This is a genomic window from Streptomyces sp. ISL-98, from assembly GCF_018614055.1.
GTDB classification, from domain to species: domain Bacteria; phylum Actinomycetota; class Actinomycetes; order Streptomycetales; family Streptomycetaceae; genus Streptomyces; species Streptomyces spiramyceticus.
In genome coordinates, this window is record NZ_JAGGPB010000013.1 from 221098 (window position 1) to 243419 (window position 22322).

19 protein-coding genes and 1 riboswitch are annotated in these 22322 nt (G+C 69.1%); of the genes, 10 read left to right on the top strand and 9 right to left on the bottom strand.

Going from position 1 to position 22322, the window contains the following annotated elements; genetic code table 11:
• The first annotated feature begins 67 nt into the window (after positions 1 to 67).
• The 3 genes from J7I98_RS10340 (at position 68) to J7I98_RS10350 (ending at position 2700) form a co-directional block, all read left to right on the top strand.
• Positions 68 to 1048 carry a hypothetical protein gene (locus tag J7I98_RS10340; protein WP_214920324.1) on the top strand — a complete coding sequence of 327 codons (981 nt, stop codon included), beginning with the start codon at positions 68 to 70 and terminating at the stop codon, positions 1046 to 1048.
• Positions 1049 to 1132: 84 nt separating this feature from the next.
• The gene (gene def / locus J7I98_RS10345; protein ID WP_214920325.1) at positions 1133 to 1765 is read left to right on the top strand and encodes a peptide deformylase; all 633 of its coding nucleotides are present in this window, start codon (positions 1133 to 1135) and stop codon (positions 1763 to 1765) included.
• Between the two features lie 194 nt (positions 1766 to 1959).
• Positions 1960 to 2700: a D-Ala-D-Ala carboxypeptidase family metallohydrolase gene (locus J7I98_RS10350; RefSeq protein WP_214920326.1), complete on the top strand. Its 741-nt coding sequence runs from the start codon at positions 1960 to 1962 to the stop codon at positions 2698 to 2700.
• Positions 2701 to 2728: 28 nt separating this feature from the next.
• Here J7I98_RS10350 and J7I98_RS10355 read toward each other — a convergent pair whose 3' ends face one another.
• Together J7I98_RS10355 and J7I98_RS10360 are read right to left on the bottom strand one after the other, a co-directional pair.
• Positions 2729 to 3697, bottom strand: a complete 969-nt coding sequence (locus J7I98_RS10355; protein ID WP_214920327.1) for a helix-turn-helix domain-containing protein — start codon at positions 3695 to 3697, stop codon at positions 2729 to 2731.
• Positions 3698 to 3909: 212 nt separating this feature from the next.
• Positions 3910 to 4764 (bottom strand): helix-turn-helix domain-containing protein, encoded by an 855-nt coding sequence (locus J7I98_RS10360; RefSeq protein WP_214920328.1) that lies wholly within the window; start codon positions 4762 to 4764, stop codon positions 3910 to 3912.
• Between the two features lie 164 nt (positions 4765 to 4928).
• Between J7I98_RS10360 and J7I98_RS10365 the strand changes: the two genes are divergently transcribed.
• On the top strand, positions 4929 to 5531 hold the full coding sequence (locus tag J7I98_RS10365) for an NADPH-dependent FMN reductase (protein ID WP_214920329.1): 603 nt from the start codon (positions 4929 to 4931) through the stop codon (positions 5529 to 5531).
• A 4-nt stretch (positions 5532 to 5535) separates the two neighbouring features.
• Here J7I98_RS10365 and J7I98_RS10370 read toward each other — a convergent pair whose 3' ends face one another.
• From J7I98_RS10370 to J7I98_RS10395, 6 genes are all read right to left on the bottom strand, one after another.
• Entirely contained in the window at positions 5536 to 6543 is a 1008-nt protein-coding gene (locus tag J7I98_RS10370) for a ribonucleotide-diphosphate reductase subunit beta (protein ID WP_214920330.1), read from the bottom strand.
• 2 nt (positions 6544 to 6545) lie between these two features.
• Complete coding sequence (locus tag J7I98_RS10375) at positions 6546 to 8933, bottom strand: ribonucleoside-diphosphate reductase subunit alpha (RefSeq protein WP_214920331.1); 2388 nt, start codon at positions 8931 to 8933, stop codon at positions 6546 to 6548.
• Between the two features lie 142 nt (positions 8934 to 9075).
• Positions 9076 to 9217, bottom strand: a riboswitch (cobalamin riboswitch).
• Between the two features lie 153 nt (positions 9218 to 9370).
• The gene (locus tag J7I98_RS10380; protein WP_251020398.1) at positions 9371 to 9661 is read right to left on the bottom strand and encodes a ribosomal protein L7/L12; all 291 of its coding nucleotides are present in this window, start codon (positions 9659 to 9661) and stop codon (positions 9371 to 9373) included.
• A 93-nt stretch (positions 9662 to 9754) separates the two neighbouring features.
• On the bottom strand, positions 9755 to 9958 hold the full coding sequence (locus tag J7I98_RS10385; protein WP_214920332.1) for a YbdD/YjiX family protein: 204 nt from the start codon (positions 9956 to 9958) through the stop codon (positions 9755 to 9757).
• Positions 9955 to 12198, bottom strand: coding sequence for a carbon starvation CstA family protein (locus J7I98_RS10390; protein WP_214920333.1), 2244 nt, complete (start codon positions 12196 to 12198; stop codon positions 9955 to 9957). The genes J7I98_RS10385 and J7I98_RS10390 overlap by 4 nt, the downstream gene beginning before the upstream one ends.
• A 255-nt stretch (positions 12199 to 12453) precedes the next feature.
• Complete coding sequence (locus J7I98_RS10395) at positions 12454 to 13221, bottom strand: GntR family transcriptional regulator (RefSeq protein ID WP_214920334.1); 768 nt, start codon at positions 13219 to 13221, stop codon at positions 12454 to 12456.
• 328 nt (positions 13222 to 13549) lie between these two features.
• Between J7I98_RS10395 and J7I98_RS10400 the strand changes: the two genes are divergently transcribed.
• The 4 genes from J7I98_RS10400 to J7I98_RS10415 all read left to right on the top strand — a co-directional run bounded on the left by J7I98_RS10400 (position 13550) and on the right by J7I98_RS10415 (position 18350).
• On the top strand, positions 13550 to 14848 hold the full coding sequence (locus J7I98_RS10400) for a sugar ABC transporter substrate-binding protein (RefSeq protein WP_214920335.1): 1299 nt from the start codon (positions 13550 to 13552) through the stop codon (positions 14846 to 14848).
• A 97-nt stretch (positions 14849 to 14945) separates the two neighbouring features.
• Entirely contained in the window at positions 14946 to 15941 is a 996-nt protein-coding gene (locus J7I98_RS10405; protein WP_214920336.1) for a carbohydrate ABC transporter permease, read from the top strand.
• A complete protein-coding gene (locus J7I98_RS10410; RefSeq protein WP_214920337.1) occupies positions 15938 to 16795 on the top strand; it encodes a carbohydrate ABC transporter permease in 858 nt (285 codons plus the stop codon). Before J7I98_RS10405 ends, J7I98_RS10410 begins: the two co-directional genes overlap by 4 nt.
• A gap of 7 nt (positions 16796 to 16802) precedes the next feature.
• A complete protein-coding gene (locus tag J7I98_RS10415; RefSeq protein ID WP_214920338.1) occupies positions 16803 to 18350 on the top strand; it encodes a glycoside hydrolase family 3 protein in 1548 nt (515 codons plus the stop codon).
• Between the two features lie 97 nt (positions 18351 to 18447).
• On the opposite strand, the gene nagB is transcribed toward J7I98_RS10415, so the two are convergent.
• A complete protein-coding gene (gene nagB / locus J7I98_RS10420; RefSeq protein ID WP_214920339.1) occupies positions 18448 to 19233 on the bottom strand; it encodes a glucosamine-6-phosphate deaminase in 786 nt (261 codons plus the stop codon).
• Between the two features lie 167 nt (positions 19234 to 19400).
• Here nagB and J7I98_RS10425 point away from each other — a divergent pair, with 167 nt between their 5' ends.
• Both J7I98_RS10425 and J7I98_RS10430 read left to right on the top strand, forming a co-directional pair.
• Positions 19401 to 20447 carry an SIS domain-containing protein gene (locus J7I98_RS10425; RefSeq protein ID WP_214920340.1) on the top strand — a complete coding sequence of 349 codons (1047 nt, stop codon included), beginning with the start codon at positions 19401 to 19403 and terminating at the stop codon, positions 20445 to 20447.
• A 290-nt stretch (positions 20448 to 20737) separates the two neighbouring features.
• Positions 20738 to 22204: a sensor histidine kinase gene (locus J7I98_RS10430; RefSeq protein WP_214920384.1), complete on the top strand. Its 1467-nt coding sequence runs from the start codon at positions 20738 to 20740 to the stop codon at positions 22202 to 22204.
• The last annotated feature ends 118 nt before the right edge of the window (positions 22205 to 22322 follow it).

Below are 22322 nucleotides of genomic sequence, written 5' to 3' on the forward strand. Positions count from 1 at the left end.
AGAGGAGAAAGTCGAAGTAGAAGGTGCCCGGGGGTACTGGCCCTTCAGCGACCGGCAGGCGGGAATCGTGAGGATCTTCGGGAAGGTACGGCATCGGCCCTCCGCCTCGTGGCGGCAGGCCACCGACCGCGCGTTCACGCTGATCGGTGACGGTCGGTACGAGGACGCGGGGGCGCTGCTGACGCGCGCGGCGGATCTCGAACCCTGGTTGTCCGAGTCCTGGTTCAACCTCGCGCTGCTGCACAAGTTCCGGCACGACTGGGAACAGGCACGGTCTGCGGGCCTGCGCGCTGTCGCGCTCCTGGACCGGGAGACCGGCGCTCCGGACTGGTGGAACGTCGGCATCGCGGCCACCGCCCTCCAGGACTGGCCGCTCGCCCGCCGCGCCTGGCAGGCGTACGGCCTCAAGGTGCCCGGTGAGCCCACCGAGAGCGGCGAGCCCGTCGGCATGGAGCTCGGCAGCGCTGCCGTCCGCCTGTCGCCCGAGGGCGAGGCCGAAGTGGTGTGGGGCCGCAGGCTCGACCCGGCCCGTATCGAGGTGCTGTCGATTCCGCTGCCCTCGTCCGGGCGGCGCTGGGGCGAGGTCGTCCTGCACGACGGCGTACCGCACGGCGAGCGCGTCACGGCCGCGGGCCCTTCGTTCCCCGTATTCGACGAGATCGAGCTCTGGGCGCCCTCGCCCGTGCCCACCTGGGTGGTGCTCCTGGAGGCGGCGACCGAGGCCGACAGGGACGCCCTGGAGCGGCTGGCCGCCGACGCTGGTTTCGCCGCCGAGGACTGGTCGTCGTCCGTACGGCTGCTCTGCCGCGCCTGCTCCGAGTCGCAGATGCCCAGCGACGAGGGCGACGGCGAGCACCTGGACCCGCACGACCACAGCGAGCCGGGACACCCGGGGCCGCTCGGCCACCGCACGGCCGGCGAGCTGTGGGTGCCGGAGCGCGAGTGCGGCATAGCGGCGCCGGCCGGTCTGGTCCGGGGGCTGCTGGACGGCTGGGTCGCCGACAGCCCGGACAGCCGCGAGTGGCGGGACCTCGAAGAAGTCTGCTGAGGCCACGTGCCCCGGGCGGTGCCCTTAGGCTGTATGGGCACATCATTCGGTGTTCCGGGGTTTTGAGGAAGGCGTACGGCGGACATGTCGCAGCAGGAGACGGACCAGCAGGTCATCAACGACGGGTTCGTCGTGGACACGGAGGACACCGAGGAGCGCGAGCAGGCGTACCGCGCGCGCGGCACCGCCCGCCCCGTAACCGTCGTCGGCAACCCGGTCCTCCACAAGGAGTGCAAGGACGTCACCGAGTTCGACGACAAGCTGGCCGCGCTGATCGACGACATGTTCGCCAGTCAGCGGGCGGCCGAGGGCGTCGGCCTCGCCGCCAACCAGATCGGTGTCGACCTCAAGGTCTTCGTCTACGACTGCATGGACGACGACGGTGTGCGTCACGTCGGTGTCGTCTGCAACCCGGTCCTCGAAGACCTCCCGCAGGACCAGCGCAATCTGGACGAGGCGAACGAGGGCTGCCTGTCCGTCCCCACGGCGTACGCCGAACTGGCCCGCCCCGACTACGCGGTCGTGCATGGCCAGGACGCCCGGGGCAACGCCATCAAGGTGCGCGGCAGCGGTTACTTCGCGCGCTGCCTCCAGCACGAGACGGACCACCTGTACGGCTACCTGTACATCGACCGTCTGTCGAAGCGCGACCGCAAGGACGCGCTGAAGCAGATGGCGGAGGGCACCCCGCGCTACGAGGTCGTCCCGAACGACTGATCTCGCGTACGTACGACGCCAGGAGGGCCCCGCGCCGCCGGTTCGCCGGTGCGGGGCCCTCTTGGCTGCCGTCACTGTCGCCATTGGTCGGACAAATGACCCTGGTCGACGCCCTGTTGACGCGCATCCACGGGAGCGTCAGTGTCGGGCGTGCCCCCGCTCCTGTGCTTCCCGTTTCTCGGCATGGAGGTCCAATGCTCCGACGTACCGCGAGATGTGTGCTCAGTATTGTCATGCTCATGGTTGCGGCGTTGGCCGGTACGGTCGCCACCGCCGGCACCGCGCACGCCGACGGCTGCTACACCTGGACCCGCACCCTCTCCCAGGGCGCCACCGGCGCCGACGTCACCCAGCTCCAGATCCGGCTGGGCGGCTACCCCGGATACGGCGCCGTGCTCGCCACCGACGGCGACTACGGCCCCGCGACCACCGCTGCCGTCAAGCGTTTCCAGTCCGCGTACGGGCTGAGTGCGGACGGCGTCGCGGGAACCGCCACCTTCAGCAAGCTCTACGCCCTCCAGGACGACGACTGCACACCCGTCCACTTCACCTACGCCGAGCTCAACGACTGCAACAGCACCTGGGCGGGCGGGGCGGTGAGCGCGGCCACCGCCAAGTCCAACGCCCTGCGCACCATGTGGAAGCTGGAGGCGCTGCGGCACGCGCTGGGCGACCAGCCCATCACCGTCACCAGCGGCTTCCGCTCGTACGCCTGCAACGACGCGGTCGGCGGAGCGTCGAGCAGCCGCCACCTGTACGGCGACGCCGCCGACCTTGGGGCCGGCCCGCACTCCCTGTGCACCCTGGCCAAGCAGGCCCGTAACCACGGCTTCAGCGGGATCCTCGGCCCCGGCTACCCGGGCCACAGCGACCACACCCACCTGGACCACCGCGCGAGCCGCTACTGGTCCGCGTCCAGCTGCGGCGTGTCCTGACGGCCGCACCGGAAGCCCGGCACGGACCCTACGCGGCCTGTGCCGGGCCCCGGAATGTGCGGCGGTAGGCGTTCGGGGTCGTGCCCAGTGACCGTACGAACTGATGACGCAGCGCCGCCGCGTTCCCGAAGCCCGCGCGGCCGGCGATCGCGTCCACCGTGTCGTCCGTCGCCTCCAGCAACTCCTGGGCGAGGAGGACCCGCTGGCGCAGCAGCCAGCGGTACGGCGTCGTGCCCGTCTCCTGGAGGAAGCGGCGCGCGAACGTCCGGGGCGACATGTGCGCCCGTTCGGCCAGTTGCTCCACGGTCATCTCCTGGTCCGGATGCCGCTCCATCCAGGCCAGCACCTCGCCCACCGTGTCGCAGCGTGCGTACGTCAACGGACGCTCGATGTACTGCGCCTGGCCGCCGTCGCGGTGCGGCGGGACGACCATGCGGCGGGCGATGGTGTTGGCGACCTCGGAACCGTGTTCCTGGCGTACGACATGCAGGCAGGCGTCGATCCCGGCGGCGGTGCCGGCCGACGTGATGACCTGACCCTCTTCGACGTACAGCACGTCCGGCTCGACCCGCGCCCGCGGATGGCGGCGGGCCAGCTCCGCGGAGTGCCGCCAGTGGGTCGTGCACCGGCGCCCGTCCAACAGCCCCGCCGCCCCCAGTACGAACGCGCCCGAGCAGACGCTGAGCACCCGGGCCCCGCGGTCGACGGCCCGGCGCAGGGCGTCGAGCAGCGGCTCGGGGTAGGTGCGGGCCTCGCAGTGCTGGTCGGCGGGGATGGCGATGAGGTCGGCGCTGTCCAGCCGGTCGAGCCCGTGCGGTACGGAGATGGAGAAGGCGCCGGAACGGGCGCTCAGAGGGCCCGGTTCGGCGGCGCAGATCGCGAAGTCGTAGACCGGCAGGCCCTGATCGCTGCGGTCGATCCCGAACACCTCACAGATGACGCCGAGTTCGAAGGGATTGACTCCGTCGACCAGCGCCACGGCCACGTTTTTCAGCATGCTCGCAGTGTGGCAGCAATTCGAGGTTCCATGACAGTCCTGCCACTCACTTTTCTGGGCGCAGAAGACCACAGTGGAGCCATGACAACCTTCCTGAACTACCTCGCAGTCCTGATCGTCTTCCTGCTCCTCACCCTCCCTTCCTTCATCGGGCACGCCAGAGAACGCCGGATCGACCGTCAGCTCCGAGAGGCCGAGAACCCCCGCCCGCGTCAGCCGGAAACAGCGCGCAGGGCGCCCGGCCGACGGCCGGTCAGGCGGTCCATCGCGGCGGACGTGCTGTCGTCGGCCGGCAGGTGAACGATGAGGCGCTGGTCGTCGTCGGCGGGCAGTTCGAGCGTCTCGTACGCCAGCCTCAGCTCGCCCGCCTCGGGGTGCACGAGGCGGGTGACGCCGCTGGACGGGGGAAGCCCCGGCAGCGTGTCCACGCGCCCGCTGAAGTCCGCACCGGCGGTGACGGTCAACTCGTCGGCGAGCACCGCGACATGCGCGTCCGCCCGGAAAGGGCCCTGCTTGAGCGCCGCCACCTGCTCGTCGGCGACGAGGCCCCAGTCGGGGTACGCGGTACGCGCCCGGGGGTCGGTGAACACGAAGCGGGCGAGGTTCGGCGGCGTGCCGTCCAGCAGGCCGACCGGGCCCGCCAGCCGCTCGTAACCCTCCGTCCAGGCGAGGATCTCGCTCAGTCGGTTGACCAGCACGGCGGGTGTGGGCTCCAGCCGGTCGAGGAGCGCCCGCACGGTGGGCCGTACCGTACGGACGGGTGACGCGCCGCCCATGCAGTTGAAGCCCGCGTCGGCCGCCTTGGTGAGGCGGTGCAGGTGGACGCGCTCGCTCGCGGTCAGCCGCAGCGCGTCGGCCAGCGCGGACAGCACCTGGGCGGAGGGCCGGCGGTCGCGCCCCTGCTCCAGACGTGTCACGTACTCGACGCTGACGCCCGCGAGCGTGGCCAGCTCGGAGCGGCGCAGTCCCGGTGTGCGGCGGCGGGAGCCGGTGGGCAGCCCCACCTCGGCGGGTGTGACGGCTTCACGGCGGATGCGCAGGAAGAGGCCCAGCTCGTTGTCGCTCACCTTCTGAACGTAACACCGGCTGCCGGACCGGATCGTGGCCCTGCCACTACCAGTCTCGGCCCGGCCTTCCTGGTCCCGGCTGTACCCGGCAGATTGAGGGACGTGACCCCCGACGGGTCACTCCCACACCTCGTATGCCGGACAACCGGACAAGGAGCACAGCCATGCCCAGTGAGACGCCCCTCAACCTCGCGATCATCATCGGAAGCGTCAGGGAGGGCCGGTTCGGACCGGTCGTCGCCAACTGGTTCGTCGAACAGGCCGAGCAGCACGGCCGGTTCACCGTAGACCTCATCGACCTGGCGGACACGCCGATCCCGCTGGAGCTGCCGACTGTGCCGCCGGCGATGCAGCCCGACCTGGCCCGCCCCGCGAGCATGGAGCCCCTCACCCGCCGGATCGCCGCCGCCGACGCGGTCGTCGTGCTGACGCCGGACTACAACCGCAGCTTCCCGGCCTCGCTCAAGGCCGCGATCGACTGGCACTACACCGAATGGCAGGCCAAGCCGATCGGCTTCGTCGGCTACAGCGGCGGCAGCGGCGGCCTCCTGGCCATCGAACAGCTCCGCCAGGTCTTCAACGAGCTGCACGCCCACACGGTCCGCGACTACGTCTCGTTCCCCCGCTATTACGAGCTCTTCAGCCCCGACGGGAGCCTCAAGAACCCCGAAGAGCCGAACGGCGCCGCGAAGGTCCTGCTCGACCAGCTTCACTGGTGGGGCACGGTCCTTCACGACGCCAGGCGCGACCGCCCGCTCGCGGTGTAGCGGTCTAGAAGTCGTCGTCGAAGGCGACCGAGCCCTCGACCGCGACCTGGTACGCCGACGGGCGGCGCTCGAAGAAGTTCGTCAGTTCCTGCACGCCCTGGAGCTCCATGAAGGAGAACGGGTTCTCCGAGCCGTACACCGGGGCGAAGCCGAGGCGTTCCAGGCGCTGGTCGGCGACGCACTGGAGGTACTCGCGCATCGACTCGGTGTTCATGCCGGGCAGGCCGTCACCGCACAGGTCGCGGCCGAACTGGAGCTCCGCCTCGACGGCCTCCTTCAGCATGTCCGTGACCTGCTGCTGGAGGGCGTCGTCGAAGAGGTCCGGCTCCTCCTTGCGGACGGTGTCCACGACCTCGAACGCGAAGTTCATGTGCATCGTCTCGTCACGGAACACCCAGTTGGTGCCGGTCGCCAGGCCGTGCAGCAGGCCGCGCGAGCGGAACCAGTACACGTACGCGAAGGCGCCGTAGAAGAACAGGCCCTCGATGCACGCCGCGAAGCAGATCAGATTGAGGAGGAATCGGCGGCGGTCGGCCTTGGTCTCCAGCCGGTCGAGCTTCTCGACCTCATTGATCCACTTGAAGCAGAACTGTGCCTTCTCGCGGATCGAGGGGATCTCCTCGACCGCGTCGAACGCCGCCGCGCGGTCGTCCGGGTCGGGCAGGTAGGTGTCGAGCAGCGTCAAGTAGAACTGGACGTGCACGGCCTCCTCGAAGAGCTGGCGGGAGAGATACAGCCGCGCCTCGGGGGAGTTGATGTGCTTGTAGAGGGTCAGCACCAGGTTGTTGGAGACGATCGAGTCGCCCGTCGCGAAGAACGCGACCAGCCGGCCGATCATGTGCTGCTCACCGGGGGTGAGCTTGGCGAGGTCGGCGACGTCCGAGTGGAGGTCGACCTCTTCCACCGTCCAGGTGTTCTTGATCGCGTCCCGGTAGCGCTCGTAGAAGTCCGGGTAGCGCATGGGGCGCAGGGTCAGCTCGAAGCCCGGGTCGAGAAGGTTCTTGTCACTCATGATTACTGGCACGCCTCGCAGGACTCGGGGTTCTCAAGGGAGCAGGCGATCGCGTCCGCGTCGGGAGCCGGAGCCTGCTGTACGGGGATGGGGGCGGCGGCGGAGGCCGCGCGCGCGATGCGGGTCGCGGGGCGCGAGCGCAGGTAGTACGTCGTCTTCAGCCCCTTCTTCCAGGCGTACGCGTACATCGAGCTGAGCTTGCCGATGGTCGGCGTCTCCAGGAAGAGGTTGAGGGACTGCGACTGGTCGAGGTACGGCGTACGGGCCGCCGCCATGTCGATCAGTCCGCGCTGCGGGATCTCCCACGCGGTGCGGTACAGCGCCCGTACCTCCTCCGGGATCCAGCTGAAGCCCTGGACCGAGCCGCTGGACTCGCGCAGCGCCTCGCGGGACTGGGCGTCCCAGACGCCGAGCTTCTTCAGGTCCTCCACCAAGTAGGCGTTGACCTGGAGGAATTCACCGCTGAGCGTCTCGCGCTTGAAGAGGTTGGAGACCTGCGGCTCGATGCACTCGTACACGCCCGCGATCGATGCGATGGTCGCGGTCGGCGCGATCGCGAGGAGCAGGGAGTTGCGCATTCCGGTCTTGGCGATACGGGCACGCAGCGCGTCCCAGCGCTCCGGCCAGGTCGTCTCGACGCCGTAGTGGTCGGGGTGCAGGACGCCGCGCGCCGCGCGGGTCTCGGCCCAGGCGGGCAGTGGACCGTTGCGTTCCGCGAGGTCGCAGGAGGCCTCGTACGCGGCGAGCATGATGCGCTCGGCGATCTTCGTGGAGAGGGTCTTCGCCTCGGCGGAGTCGAAGGGCAGCCGCAGCTTGAAGAGAACGTCCTGGAGGCCCATCGCGCCCAGGCCCACCGGGCGCCAGCGGGAGTTGGAGCGGCCCGCCTGCTCGGTCGGGTAGAAGTTGATGTCGACGACGCGGTCGAGGAAGGTGACGGCGGTACGGACCGTCTCGTCCAGGCGCTCCCAGTCGATGTCGCCGGCCTCGGTGACGAACGAACCGAGGTTGACCGAACCGAGGTTGCAGACGGCCGTCTCGCCGTCGTCCGTGACCTCGAGGATCTCGGTGCAGAGGTTGGAGGAGTGGACGACGGAGCCGGGCTCGGCCGTCTGGTTGGCCGTACGGTTCGACGCGTCCTTGAAGGTCATCCAGCCGTTGCCGGTCTGGGCGAGCGTGCGCATCATGCGGCCGTACAGGTCGCGGGCCGGGATCGTCTTGCGGGCCAGGCCCGCCGCCTCGGCCTTGCGGTACGCGGCGTCGAACTCGTCGCCCCACAGGTCGACCAGCTCGGGCGCGTCCGACGGCGAGAACAGCGACCAGTCGGCGTCCGCGTCGACGCGGCGCATGAACTCGTCGGGGATCCAGTGCGCGAGGTTCAGGTTGTGCGTACGCCGGGCGTCCTCACCGGTGTTGTCGCGGAGCTCCAGGAACTCCTCGATGTCCGCGTGCCAGGTCTCCAGGTACACGGCGGCGGCGCCCTTGCGCCTGCCGCCCTGGTTGACCGCCGCGACCGAGGCGTCGAGCGTCTTCAGGAACGGCACGATGCCGTTGGAGTGCCCGTTCGTGCCGCGGATCAGCGAACCGCGGGCGCGGATGCGGGAGTACGCGAGGCCGATGCCGCCCGCGTGCTTCGACAGGCGCGCGACCTGGTGGTAGCGGTCGTAGATCGAGTCGAGCTCGTCCTGCGGCGAGTCCAGCAGGTAGCAGGAGGACATCTGCGGGTGCCGGGTGCCGGAGTTGAAGAGCGTCGGGGAGGACGGGAGGTAGTCGAGGCGGCTCATCAGCCGGTAGAGGGAGGCGACTTCGTCGACGGCGGGGACGGAGTCGTTCTCGGCGAGGCCGGAGGCGACGCGCAGCATGAAGTGCTGCGGCGTCTCGATGACCTGGCGCGTGATCGGGTGGCGCAGCAGGTAGCGGCTGTAGACCGTGCGCAGGCCGAAGTAGCCGAAGCGGTCGTCCGCAGTGGGGTCGATCAGCGCGTCGAGGCGGGCGGCGTGGGTGGCGACGAAGTCGGCCGTACGGTCCGCGATGAGGCCCTCGCGGTGGCCGACGGAGACCGACTCCGAGAAGGTCCGCACGCCCTGCGTCGCCGCCTCGTCGCGGATCGTGCGGGTGAGCAGCCGGGCCGCGAGCCGCGAGTACGCCGGGTCCTCGGAGATGAGACCGGCGGCGGCGTCGGTGGCGAGCCCCCGCAACTCGGCTGCGTCGGAACCGGCGTTCCGGCCGCGCAGCGCCGCGGCGGCGACCTTGCCCGGGTCGGTGTCGGGAAGGTCGGCGGTGAGGTCGGTCAGGGTCCGCAGAAGTACGGTCCCGGGTCCGTCGGACGACTCCGTGGCGGTAGCCGTGGCAGTTGCTGTGGCAGTTGCCGGATCGGCTGGCGCGATGGTCACGGGGTGCTCTCCCTCGCTCGGCTCGGGGCCGACGGGGAGGGGGGTGGGGGCGTACGGGCGCACGACACCCTTGAAGGGCGGCACATCACGTAGCGTCCACCGGCCCAACCGCGAGGCCCGGCGTGTCGGCATCCGGTTCGGTCGAGCCGGATGCGCCGTCGGCAGGTGGTCGGACTCCTGGGTGCGCGAAAGCACACCGATCACACCGTTGCGGGACAGTTCCGGATTCGCACCGGATTCCCCTGCGGCGACAGCGAGGTTGAGCATACATGTGGGGGCGGTTGGATGAGGCACCCCCCAGATGTTGTGTCGGTGCGCGTGGTGGGCCCTGCGGGAACCTGTCCCCTGCCGGGCCCTTGCGGCAGTTGGGAGGAGCCCCCGCAGGCCCCGTACGCCTCTCGGGCGTGTTGTGTCTCAGTCGACGGACGGGCGCGATCTCATATCTGGCTCTCCATCCGCTCGACGGCGTTCTTGGCCTCCACGAGGTCGGCGCCCGTGATCTCGCGGTAGAGCTTGATCGCCGGAATCTTCTTCCCGTCCCGCAGGAGCGCGTTGACCCGGTCCAGTTCGGGATCGGCTTCCTGGATGCCCAACTGGCCGAGGATGAGATCGATCTTGCGCTCGAGGCGGGCGACGTTGCGGGTGGTTCGTTTGATCCGGCCATCGGTGATCGAGCCCACCAGCACGACGACGACGAGGAGGGCGAGGAACAACATCTCCGTATTCATGATCCGCGATCCTAATGAGCGCGGGTACGGCGACGGGCCGTCGCATCCCCGGGGGATGCGACGGCCCGTACAACTGCCGGTCGTGTCACTGGCTCAGCAGCAGCGGAAGCCCTCGCGGGGGTCTGCCTCGCGGGCGTCGGTGCGGCTGCGCTCGAACTCCCGGCGGGTCATGACCGGGGCCTGGGGGTCGTGGGAACGGGCGTGCGCGACATAGCGGTCGTACGTCGACTCGCCCGTCAGCTCGCGGACGTACCAACGGATCCGGCCCGCCGCCCGGCGCACGTCCGTGAGGGTCATTCCGGCGTTCCTGTTCCGACTGTCTCCGCCCCGGCCGTCCCCGTACCGACGGGCTCGGCCTCCTTGCGGATGCCGCCCTCCGGGCCGAGGCCCGCCGCCACGAGCTCCGCCTTCTCCTCCTTGGTCGCGATGATCGACGCGGGCGCGACGAGCCGCGACTCGACGAACGGAGCCTCGCTGAGCGTGGCGCTCGCGGGGTGGCGGACCGCCTTGACGCACACCCTGGCCGCGTCGACGAGCACCACCACGATGAGGATCGCGAAGAGCGCGCACAGCACGCCGTCGACCGTGGAGTTGGTGACGACGGTGTGCATGTCGTCGAGGCTCTTGGCGGGCGGCAGTACCTGGCCGGCGTCGATGCCCGCCTGGTACTTGTCGCGCTGGGCGAAGAAGCCGACCTTCACGTCGTCCGAGAAGATCTTCTGCCAGCTCGCGGTGAGCGTGACCGCGGCGTCCCAGGCGAGCGGGACGGCGGTGACCCATGCCCACTTCAGCCGCCCGGACTTGACGAGCAGTGTGGTGCAGACGGCGAGTGCGACGGCGGCGAGGAGCTGGTTGGCGATGCCGAACAGCGGGAAGAGCTGGTTGATGCCGCCCAGCGGGTCGTGCACGCCGACCCACAGGAAGTAGCCCCAGCCGCCGACGACGACCGCGCTGGCGAACCAGACGCCCGGCTTCCAGCTGACCTGGCGGAACGGCCTGTAGACGTTGCCGAGCATGTCCTGGAGCATGAAGCGGCCGACGCGGGTGCCTGCGTCCACCGTGGTGAGGATGAACAGCGCCTCGAACATGATGGCGAAGTGGTACCAGAACGCCTTCATCCCGGCTCCGCCGACGACCGCCGAGAAGATCTCCGACATGCCGAGCGCGAAGGTCGGCGCACCACCGGTGCGCGACAGGAGGCTCTGCTCCTCGACGTCCGCCGCCGCCTTGGCCAGCGCGTCGGGGGAGATGGAGAATCCGAGGTTGGTCACCGCTTCGGACGCGGCCTGGACGTTGTCACCGATCACACCGGCGGGCGAGTTGATCGCGAAGTACAGGCCCGGGTCGATGATGCAGGCCGTGATCATCGCCATGACCGCGACGAACGACTCGGTCAGCATGGCGCCGTAACCGATCATCCGGATCTGCGTCTCCTTCTGGACCATCTTCGGGGTGGTGCCCGAAGAGACCAGGGAGTGGAAGCCGGAGAGCGCGCCGCAGGCGATGGTGATGAAGACGAACGGGAACATCGAGCCGGCGAAGACCGGGCCCGTGCCGCTGGTCGCGAAGTCGGTGACGGCGTCCATCTTCAGCGTCGGCAGGGCGATGAAGACGCCGAGCGCCAGCAGCCCGATCGTGCCGACCTTCATGAACGTCGAGAGGTAGTCGCGCGGGGCCAGGAGCAGCCACACCGGCAGCACCGAGGCCAGGAAGCCGTAGACGATCATCCAGATGACGAGCGTGCCCGGCTCCAGCGTGAATGTGTCCGCCCACGACGACTCAGCGACCCAGCCGCCCGCGACGATCGCGAGCAGCAGCAGCGATACGCCGATGAGCGACACCTCGCTGACCCGGCCGGGACGCAGAATGCGCAGGTATACGCCCATGAAGAGCGCGATCGGGATCGTCATGCCGATGGAGAAGACGCCCCACGGCGAGTGCGCGAGGGCGTTGACGATGACCAGCGCGAGCACCGCGAGCAGGATGATCATGATGGCGAAGACGGCGATCAGCGCGGCCGCGCCGCCGAAGGGCCCTATCTCGTCACGTGCCATCTGGCCGAGCGAACGGCCGTTGCGGCGCGTGGAGAAGAACAGCGTCACCATGTCCTGGACGGCGCCGGCGAAGATGACGCCGACGATGATCCAGATCGTGCCGGGCAGGTAGCCCATCTGCGCGGCGAGCACGGGCCCGACCAGCGGCCCGGCGCCCGCGATCGCGGCGAAGTGGTGCCCGAACAGGACGCGCCGGTCGGTGGGGTGGAAGTCGACGCCGTTGTCGAGCCGCTCGGCGGGGGTGGCCCGGTTCTTGTCGACCTTCAGGACGCGGTTGGCGATGAAGCGCGAGTAGAAGCGGTACGCGATGGCGTACGAGCCGAGGGCCGCCACCAGCATCCAGGCGGCGGAGACCTCTTCGCCCCGCGAGAGAGCGAGGACGGACCAGCCGATCGCTCCGACGAGGGCCACCGTGGCCCATATGGCTATGGACTTCGGGGACAGTGCCCGTTGCCCCTCGGGTGGAGGTGTCGATTCCGGCATGACGATCCGTCCCCTCGCGCGATCTTCCTCGTAACGTGCGCGAAATCTAGGCGCTGTGACCGCCGTCCGTAACCCCCCGTCCGCATATCGGTACGGACACGGTGACGTCGCCGCAGGTCAGGGGGGCTCCGCGGCAGGCCGTCAGGCCGTCGGCCGGGCCGCCGGGTCAGTCCGTCTCGGGCGGCTTCAGGTTCGCCACGCTGTGCTGTTCCGGGGGCAACCCCCGGACCCCCGGCCGCTCCTTGGCCGGCGCCGTCAGTCCGTCTCCGGCCGCTTCAGGTTCGCCACGAACTTGTAGCGGTCGCCCCGGTAGACCGAGCGCACCCACTCCACCGGATCGCCGTTCCCGTCGATCGAGTGCCGGGACAGCATCAGCATCGGCAGGCCCACGTCCGTACCGAGCAGCCCGGCCTCGCGCGGCGTGGCGAGCGAGGTCTCGATGGTCTCCTCGGCCTCGGCGAGCCGTACGTCGTACACCTCCGCCAAGGCGGTGTAGAGCGACGTGTACTTGACGAGCGAGCGGCGCAGCGCGGGGAAGCGCTTCGCCGACAGGTGCGTCGTCTCGATGGCCATCGGCTCGCCGCTCGCCAGCCGCAGGCGCTCGATGCGCAGGACACGGCCGCCCGGGCTGATGTCGAGCAGCCCGGCGAGCGTGTCGTCGGCTGTCACGTACCCGATGTCGAGGAGCTGGGACGTGGGCTCAAGGCCCTGCGCCCGCATGTCCTCGGTGTACGAGGTGAGTTGGAGGGCCTGCGAGACCTTGGGCTTGGCCACGAAGGTGCCCTTGCCCTGGATCCGTTCGAGGCGGCCCTCGACGACCAGCTCCTGCAGCGCCTGGCGCACGGTCGTGCGTGACGTGTCGAACTCGGCTGCCAGGGTCCGCTCCGGCGGCACCGGCGTCCCCGGCGGCAGCGTTTCCGTCATATCCAGCAAATGCCGCTTTAGCCGGTAGTACTTGGGTACGCGCGCCGTACGAGTCGCCGGCCCGCCCTCGGCTTCTGTGCCGCCCCCGTCCGTGGCCATGACCCGCCTTCCCGACTTCTGTGCTGCTGCCGTCACCGGCTCCTCCGACTGTCGCGGCTCACATGGTGGCACGGCCTCGTCACGGGACGTCGCCCTTACTCAGGTGTCGGTCCGATAACGGACGCGAGTGCCCTTCTTATACACCCTTGACACCCCTAAAGGTCTAGGCCAAGCTCCCGGTACTGGTCTAAACCATTAAAGACCAGGTCCCAGCCCCACGGGCAGGCCCCTGCGCAGCGACTCCAGTTTCAGCAGTGATGCGACAGGAGCGATACGACGCAACTCCCGGGCGGTGTGGGGATTCTCTTGCATCCCTGAGGAGGGTGGCGTGAAGCGCAAGCTCATCGCGGCAATTGGTGCGACGGCCATGATGGCTTCGGTCGCGGCGTGTGGTTCCGGAGACTCCAACGCTTCCAAGGACCCCAAGGAGCGCAACGAGACGCTCACCGTGTGGCTGATGGTCGACGCTCAGAGCACGTGGCCCGAGCTGGTCAAGGACGTCAACGCCCAGTTCAAGGCGAAGTACCCCAAGACCAAGGTGAACGTCCAGTACCAGCAGTGGGGCGACAAGGCCAAGAAGCTGGACGCCGCCCTCGCCGGCGACAAGTACCCGGACGTCGTGGAGCTCGGCAACACCGAGACGATGACATACATCCTCAACGGTGCTCTCGGCGAGATCGACCCGAAGAAGTACGAGAATTCCGACACCTGGATCAAGGGCCTCAAGGACACATGTTCCTTCGAGGGCAAGCAGTACTGCGTGCCCTACTACGCGGGCGCCCGCGTAGCGCTCTACAACAAGGACATGTTCAAGGCGGGCACCGGCTCCGACAAGCTGCCCGAGACCGAGGCCGACCTGACCAAGGCCCTCGACAAGGTCGGCAAGAAGTACGGCAAGGACAAGGCGTTCTCGCCGCTCTACCTGCCGGGCCGCTACTGGTACGCCGCCATGTCGTACGTCGCCGCGTACGGCGGCCAGATAGCCAAGTACGACGAGGGCACCAAGGAGTGGAAGTCCTCCCTCTCCACGCCTGAGGCGCAGAAGGGCATCAAGCACTTCACCGACCTGGTCGACACGTACAACAACGGCGACAAGACCAAGGACGAGCAGGACCACGCCAACGTCATGGCCAATGAGAAGACCGCTCTTCTCTACGGCAACGGCTGGGAAGCCGGCAGCGTCATCGACCCCAAGGCCAACGGCAACGCCAAGCTGAAGGACAAGATCGGCGTCGCCGGTATGCCCGGCCCCGACGGCAAGGCCCTGCCGTCCTTCATCGGCGGCTCCGACCTCGCCACCATCTCCAAGTCCAAGGTCCAGGACCTCGGCGAGGAGTGGATCTCGATGTTCACGAGCGCGAAGTCGCAGGAGGTCCTCGCCTCCAAGAACATCCTGCCGAACAACACCAAGCAGCTCGCGCCGCTGAAGGCCAAGCCGGAGACCGCTCCGATCGCCAACGCCGTGCCCGACGCGTGGTTCACGCCGATCGCCCCGGGCTGGACGGCCATCGAGAAGAAGGAAATTCTCGAAGTCATGCTGCTCGACATCATCAAGGGCAAGTCGGTCGAGGAGGCCACCAAGGCCGCCGACGCGGAGATCGACAAGCTGATCAACGAAGAGTCCTGAACCAGAGCTTCTTGATCACTTGTGGGGGTGGCGGTTCCTTCGGGGCCCGCTGCCCCCGCCCTCCGGTATCCGGCCCGAACGGAAGGCAGCCAGCACGATGAGTGCCGCCGACATTCAAGCAGCAGACCCCCCGGCAACCATGGATCAGGCCCCCGAGATCATCGGCCCCGAGCCGTCCGAGGGTGCGCCACGCAGGCCGCGGAAGGCCGGCGCCCTGCTGCCGTACCTCCTGATAGCCCCCGCGTTCGTCGCGATCGCTGCCGTGTTCGTCTGGCCGCTGGTCAAGACGGTGATCATGTCCTTCCAGGACGTCGGCCGCCGCGAACTGTGGACCGGGGAAGCCGCCCCCTGGGTGGGATTCGACCAGTTCACCGAGATCCTCGGCGACGGCGAGTTCTGGGACGTCGTCGTACGCACGATCGTCTTCATGGCCGCCTGCGTGGTGTCCACGATGGTGATCGGGCTCGGCCTCGCCATGGTGATGCAGCGCATGTCCACCTGGGCCCGGCTGCTGCTCACGGCCGCGCTCATCGCGGCCTGGTCGATGCCGCTGCTCGTGGCGACCTCGATCTTCCGCTGGTTCGCCGACTCCGACTACGGCGTACTGAACATGGTGCTGACGGAGTATCTGCGCCTGGACTTCCAGGGCCACAACTGGTTCCTCGACTCCACGCAGGGCTTCACCATCATCGGCGCGGTCGTCGTCTGGGGCGCTGTCCCCTTCGTCACGATCACGCTCTACGCCGCGCTGACCCAGGTCCCCAAGGAGCTGGAGGAGGCTGCGTCCCTCGACGGCGCCGGCACCGGCGGCGTATTCCGTTACGTCACCTGGCCGGTCATCAAGCCGGTCTTCCAGATGGTCGCCACCCTGTCGGTGATCTGGGACTTCAATGTCTTCGGCCAGGTCTTCCTGATTCGCGGCAACAAGCCGGAACCGGAGTACGCGCTGCTCGGCCTCTACTCCTTCGAGAAGGCATTCGAGTCCAACTCCTTCAGCCAGGGCGCGGCGATCTCCCTCATCACGGTCCTGCTGCTGTCCGGCGTCGCCGTGTACTACCTGCGCCAGCTGCTCAAGATCGGAGAGGTCGAGTGAGCGTCTCCACTCCCCAGGTCCTGCGACCCGACCGCAAGAAGAACCGGCTGCTCTTCAACGTCGTAGGGCTGCTGGCCTTCGTCGTCATGGCCTTCCCGGTCTACTGGCTGGTCATCAGTGCACTGCGGCCGAACAGCGAAATCCGCAGCTACGACCAGACGTTGTGGCCCTCGTCGATCACCTTCGACAACTTCCAGCGGGCCATCAACATGCCGAACTTCGGCACGGCGATCCAGTCCAGCCTGATCATCTGTGTCACCGCGGTCGTCGGCGCCATGGTGCTCTCCACCATCGCCGCCTTCGCGATCGGCCGCTTCCGGTTCTTCGGCCGCAAGGCCTTCATGATGGTGCTGCTCGTCGTGCAGCTGCTGCCGCCGACCGCGATGCTCATCCCCATCTACATCCAGCTCAACGACCTGGGCGGGCTCAACGAGTACTGGGGCGTGACGATCATCTATCTCGTCTCCACGCTGCCCTTCGCGACCTGGATGATCCGCGGCTTCGTGATCAACATTCCGAAGGAACTGGAGGAGTCCGCGATGGTGGACGGCTGCAGCCGGATGGGCGCCTTCTGGCGCGTCATCTTCCCGCTGCTCGCCCCCGGCCTCGCCGCCGCCTCGATCTTCTCGCTGATCAATGCGTGGAACGAGTACCTCCTCGCGTACGTCGTGCTCCAGGACAACGACAAATACACGCTCAATGTGTGGCTCATGAACTTCACCACCTCCCGCGGTGTGGACTACGGCGCGCTGATGGCCGCCTCGACGCTCATCGCCATCCCCGTCGTTGTCTTCTTCATGATCGTCCAGAAGAAGATGGCATCGGGTCTCACCTCCGGCGCAGTGAAGGGGTAACGCTCCCATGACGACCTTCGCACGTGGCACTGACACTCTGACGCGCGACGCCCTCGCCGTCCTCCAGCCGGGCTTCCTCGGCACCGCCGCCCCCGACTGGCTGCTGCGCCGTGTCGGTGAAGGCCTCACCTCCGTCGGCCTGTTCGGCCGCAACATCGCCTCTCCCGGACAACTGGCGGCGCTCACCGCACAGTTGCGCGCCGAGCGCGACGACGTGCTCGTCGCGATCGACGAGGAGGGTGGTGACGTCACCCGCCTCGAAGTCCGGAGCGGCTCGTCCTTCCCCGGCAATCTCGCGCTAGGCGCGGTCGACGACACCGAACTGACCAGGGCCGTCGCCCGTGAACTCGGCCGCCGGCTGGAAGAGTGCGGCGTCAACCTCAACTGGGCGCCGTCCGCCGACGTCAACTCGAATCCGGGCAATCCGGTCATCGGTGTACGTTCCTTCGGCGCCGACCCGCAGCTCGTGGCCCGGCACACGGCGGCGTACATCGAGGGCCTCCAGTCCTCCGGTGTCGCCGCCTGCACCAAGCACTTCCCCGGCCACGGCGACACCGCCGTCGACTCGCACCACGCGCTGCCGCGCATCGATGTGGATCTCGCCACGTTGCACGCCCGTGAGCTGGTGCCTTTCCGTGCCGCGATTGCCGCGGGCTCCAAATCTGTGATGAGCGCGCATATCCTTCTTCCTGCGCTCGACCCGGCCCGCCCGGCGACTCTGAGCCCGCGGATCCTGACCGGTCTGCTGCGCGAGGAGCTGGGCTACGAAGGGCTTGTCATCACCGACGGCATGGAGATGCAGGCCATCTCCGCGACGTACGGCATCGAGCGTGGCAGCGTCCTGGCGATCGCCGCCGGCGCCGACGCGATCTGTGTCGGCGGCGGCCTGGCGGACGACGAGACCGTGCTGCGGCTGCGCGATGCGCTGGTCGCGGCCGTACGGGATGGCGAACTGCCCGAGGAACGGCTGGCCGACGCGGCCGCCCGCGTGCGCGCGCTCGCGGGATGGACGCGGCAGACCAGGGGGGCCCGGGGGGCTTCGGGGCCGGGCGTGGCTTCACAGGAGGGGACCGCGCCCGGCTCCGAAACCAGCATCGGCCTGGTGGCGGCCCGCCGCGCGCTGCGCATCACTCGGGCCGCGGACGCCACTCCAGCCACTCCGGCCGCACCCGTCACCTCAGCCCCCTACGTCGCCGCCTTCACCCCCGTCGCGAACATCGCCGTCGGGGACGAAACGCCGTGGGGCGTGGCGGCCGAGCTCGCGCGACTGCTCCCGGGCACTGAGACGGACACGTACAGCAGCGAGAACCCGACGGCCGCGACGCAGGTGCTCGCAGCCGCCGGGGACCGCCGGATCGTCGCCGTCGTACGGGACATCCACCGTCACCCGTGGATGGGCGCGGCCCTCGACGCGCTGCTCGCGGCCCGCCCCGAGACCGTCGTCGTCGAGATGGGCGTGCCCCAGGCGCCGCCGAGGGGCGCCCTGCACATCGCGACGCACGGCGCCGCGCGGGTGTGCGGGCTGGCGGCGGCGGAGGTCGTCGCGGGCGTCTGACCTCACGAACGTCTGGCCTCACGAACGTCTGACCACATGAAGGTGCCGGGGTCCCACAGAGGGGCCCCGGCACCTTCATGTCATGTGTCTTTGTGCCTTACAGCCCCTGCCAGGCCGGCTTCGCCGCGTACGTCGCGCGGAAGTAGTCGGCGAGCTTCAGTTTGGACGCCGCGGCCTCGTCGACGACGACCGTCGCGTGCGGGTGCAGCTGGAGCGCGGAGGCAGGCACCAGCGCGGCGACCGGCCCCTCGACGGTCTGCGCCACCGCCTCGGCCTTGCCCTCACCGGTGGCGAGCAGCACCAGGTGGCGGGCCTCCAGGATGGTGCCTATGCCCTGGGTGATGACGTGGTGGGGCACCTGGTCGATGTCGCCGTCGAAGAAGCGCGCGTTGTCGACGCGGGTCTGCTCGGTCAGCGTCTTGATCCGGGTGCGGGAGGCGAGCGAGGAGCACGGCTCGTTGAAGCCGATGTGCCCGTCGGTGCCTATGCCGAGCAGCTGGAGGTCCACGCCGCCGGCCTCGGCGAGCGCACGGTCGTACGCCTCGCACGCAGCCTGGATGTCGTCGGCGGAGCCGTCGGGGCCCATGAAGGACGCCTCGGACAGGCCGAGCGGCTCGACGACCTCGCGCAGTACGACCGAGCGGTACGACTCGGGGTGCCCGGCAGGCAGGCCGACGTACTCGTCCAGCTGGCAGATCCGGGCACGCGACGCGTCGACGGCGCCGGAGCGGACCTTGGCGGTCAGCGCTTCGTAGATGGGCAGCGGGGACGAACCGGTGGCCACGCCGAGCAGCGCGCCGGGCTTGCGGCCCAGCAGGTCGACGATCCCTGCCGCGATGAGCTCGCCGCCCGCTCCGGCGTCCGGAACGATGACAACTTCCACGCTGATCCTGCCGATCTGAATAGGGAGCCAGTATGGTGGTATAGACCAATCTAGCAGAGCCCCGGTGTACGCCAGGAGGCTTTCGCCAGGCGGACAACAGGCGGACAAACGGACTCTCGTGGTCGACTGGGACCGCGGCGACGTTCGTCACTCTGGAGGCACCGAGCATGGTCGAGCAGCCCGGCAGGATCATGTCCGGCGAGATGGCGGAGCAGCCCGCGGTGCTGCGCCGGATCCTCGAAACCGGCGCCCCGAGAATCCGTGAGACCGCACAGGCGATCGCCGAGAGGAAACCGCGCTTCGTGCTCCTGACCGCCCGCGGCACGTCCGACAACGCGGCGCTCTACGCGAAGTACCTGCTGGAGATCCGGCTCGGTCTGCCCTGCGGGCTGACCTCCATGTCCACGACGACGGCGTACGGCGCCAGGCCCGACCTCAGTGACGTGCTGGTCATCACGGTCAGCCAGTCCGGCGGCTCGCCCGACCTGGTGGCCTCCACCAGGGCGGCGCGCGAGGCGGGCGCCGTCACGCTCGCCGTGACCAACAACCCGGACTCGGCGCTGGCCGCGGTCAGCGAGTACCACATCGACATCCTGGCGGGCCCGGAGAAGGCCCTGCCCGCCACGAAGACGTACACCGCCTCGCTCCTCGCCCTGTACCTCTTCGTCGAGGGCCTGCGGGGCGGCGACGGCGCGGCCGCACAGGCCCTGCCCGAACTCGCGGACCAGATCCTGGCCCGAAAGGCGGAGATCAAGCAGCTCGCCGCCCGCTACCGCTTCGCCGAGCGCATGGTCATCACATCGCGCGGCTACGGCTATCCGACGGCCAAGGAGGCGGCGCTCAAGCTGATGGAGACGAGCTACATCCCCGCTCTCTCCTACTCCGGCGCCGACCTGCTGCACGGCCCGCTCGCCATGGTCGACAACATCTCGCCGGTCATCGCGGTCGTCACGGCAGGAAAGGGCGGCGAGGCGCTCCAGCCCGTACTGGACCGCCTGCGGGGGCGGGGCGCGGACCTGTTCGTGATCGGCCCGAAGGCGCAGGTCGATGCGGCGTCGGCGGGCTTCGTCCTCTCCATGGAGGGCGTCGCCGAGGAACTCCAGCCGATTCTGGAGATCCTGCCGCTTCAGCTTCTGGCGTACGAGGTGACGATCGCCCGAGGTCAGGACCCGGACGCCCCCCGAGCCCTGGCCAAGGTCACCGAAACCCACTGACCCTGCGGGCCAGGCATGATTTGATCCGGCAGGGCCATAGACACAAGTTAATGGTCTAGTCCACAATATGCAGGTAAAAAGCTTCCTCCCTCCCCGCACAGGAGGGCGGAACGAGGTACCGGTCGCTCTCTGCCCTGACTGCGCACCGGCGCCTCTGTCGGCCGCGCGGGACCGCACATCCGCCGGCCGGAGCAGCTCCGGGCTGCGGTGCCGGCAGGGCTGAGGGTCCCTGCCAGGCGCCGCGGCCATGGGGTCGCCCGAGCGGCGGTACGCTCGCACACGTGCCCTCCATGAACGACCTCGTCCGCCAGCACACCGCTCTGAGTGAAACCGACCTCGAGTGGCTCCACCTGCTGGTCTCGGAGTGGCAGCTGCTCTCCGACCTCTCCTTCGCCGACCTGGTCCTCTGGGTCCCCACGCTCGACGGCACCCGCTATGTGTCCGTCGCCCAGATGCGGCCCAACACCGGCCCGACCTCCTACCAGGACGACATGGTCGGCCACCTGGTCCCGCGCGGCCGCCGCCCTCTGCTCGACGCCGCCCTCGACGAAGGCCGGATAGTGCGCGAGGGCGACCCCGAGTGGCGGGAGGAGGTCCCGGTCCGGGTCGAGTCGATTCCCGTACGCCGCGAGGGCCGCGTACTCGGAGTGATCGCCCGCAATACGAACCTGCTGACCGTACGCACGCCCAGTCGCCTCGAACTGACCTACCTGCAGAGCGCGTCCGACCTGGCCCAGATGATCGCCGCCGGATCTTTCCCGTTCCCCGGCCAGCAGGTCGACATGGACGCGTCGCCGCGCGCCGGAGACGGCCTGATCAGGCTCGACGCGGACGGCATCGTCCAGTACGCGTCGCCGAACGCCCTCTCCGCGTACCACCGCCTCGGCCTCGCCTCCGACCTCGTCGGCCACCACCTGGGCCAGGCCACAGCCGAACTCGCCCCCTCCCGCGGCCCGGTGGACGAAGCCCTGGTCAAGCTGGCCAGCGGCTGGGCGCCGCGCGAGACCGAAGTCGAGGGCAACGGCGGGGTGATCCAGCTGCGCGCGATCCCGCTCAAGCCCAAGGGAACCCGGATCGGATCGCTCGTACTGTGCCGGGACGTCACGGAACTGCGCCGCCGCGAGCGGGAGTTGATCACCAAGGACGCCACCATCCGGGAGATTCACCACCGGGTGAAGAACAACCTTCAGACGGTGGCGGCGCTGCTGCGCCTCCAGGCCCGCAGGATGGACTCGGAGCAGGGCCGCGAGGCGCTCAATGAGGCGGTACGCCGCGTCGGCTCGATCGCGATCGTCCACGAGACGCTCTCGCAGAACCTCGACGAGCGCGTGGAGTTCGACGACATCGCCGATCGGGTGATCGCGATGGTCGCCGAAATCTCGCCGGGCAAGGTCAGGTGCCGCCGTACGGGCCGTTTCGGCATCCTCGACGCCGAGGTCGCGACCCCGCTGGCGATGGTCCTCACCGAGATCATGCAGAACGCCCTGGAGCACGCTTTCGCACCGGGCGACCAGGGATCGGTCGAGGTCGCGGCGGTGCGCGGCGGCGACCACAAGGATGCGCGGCTGCTGATCACGGTGCAGGACGACGGCCGCGGACTGCCCGAGGGGTTCGACCCGAAGCGGACCGGCAATCTGGGGCTGCAGATCGTACGGACCCTGGTGGAGGGCGAGTTGGGCGGGACGTTCGACATGGTCCCCGGCCCCGAGGGCGGTACGCAGGTCCTGCTCGACGTCCCCGTCAGGGCGGACAAGTAGAAAAAGCAGTGAGCCCCGGACCGAGAAACGGTCCGGGGCTCACTGTGCGCATCGGGGGGTACTGCGCGCTGCGGCTCGGGGCGGGTGGTGCGTACGCGCTCTCAACGGATTAATGCCG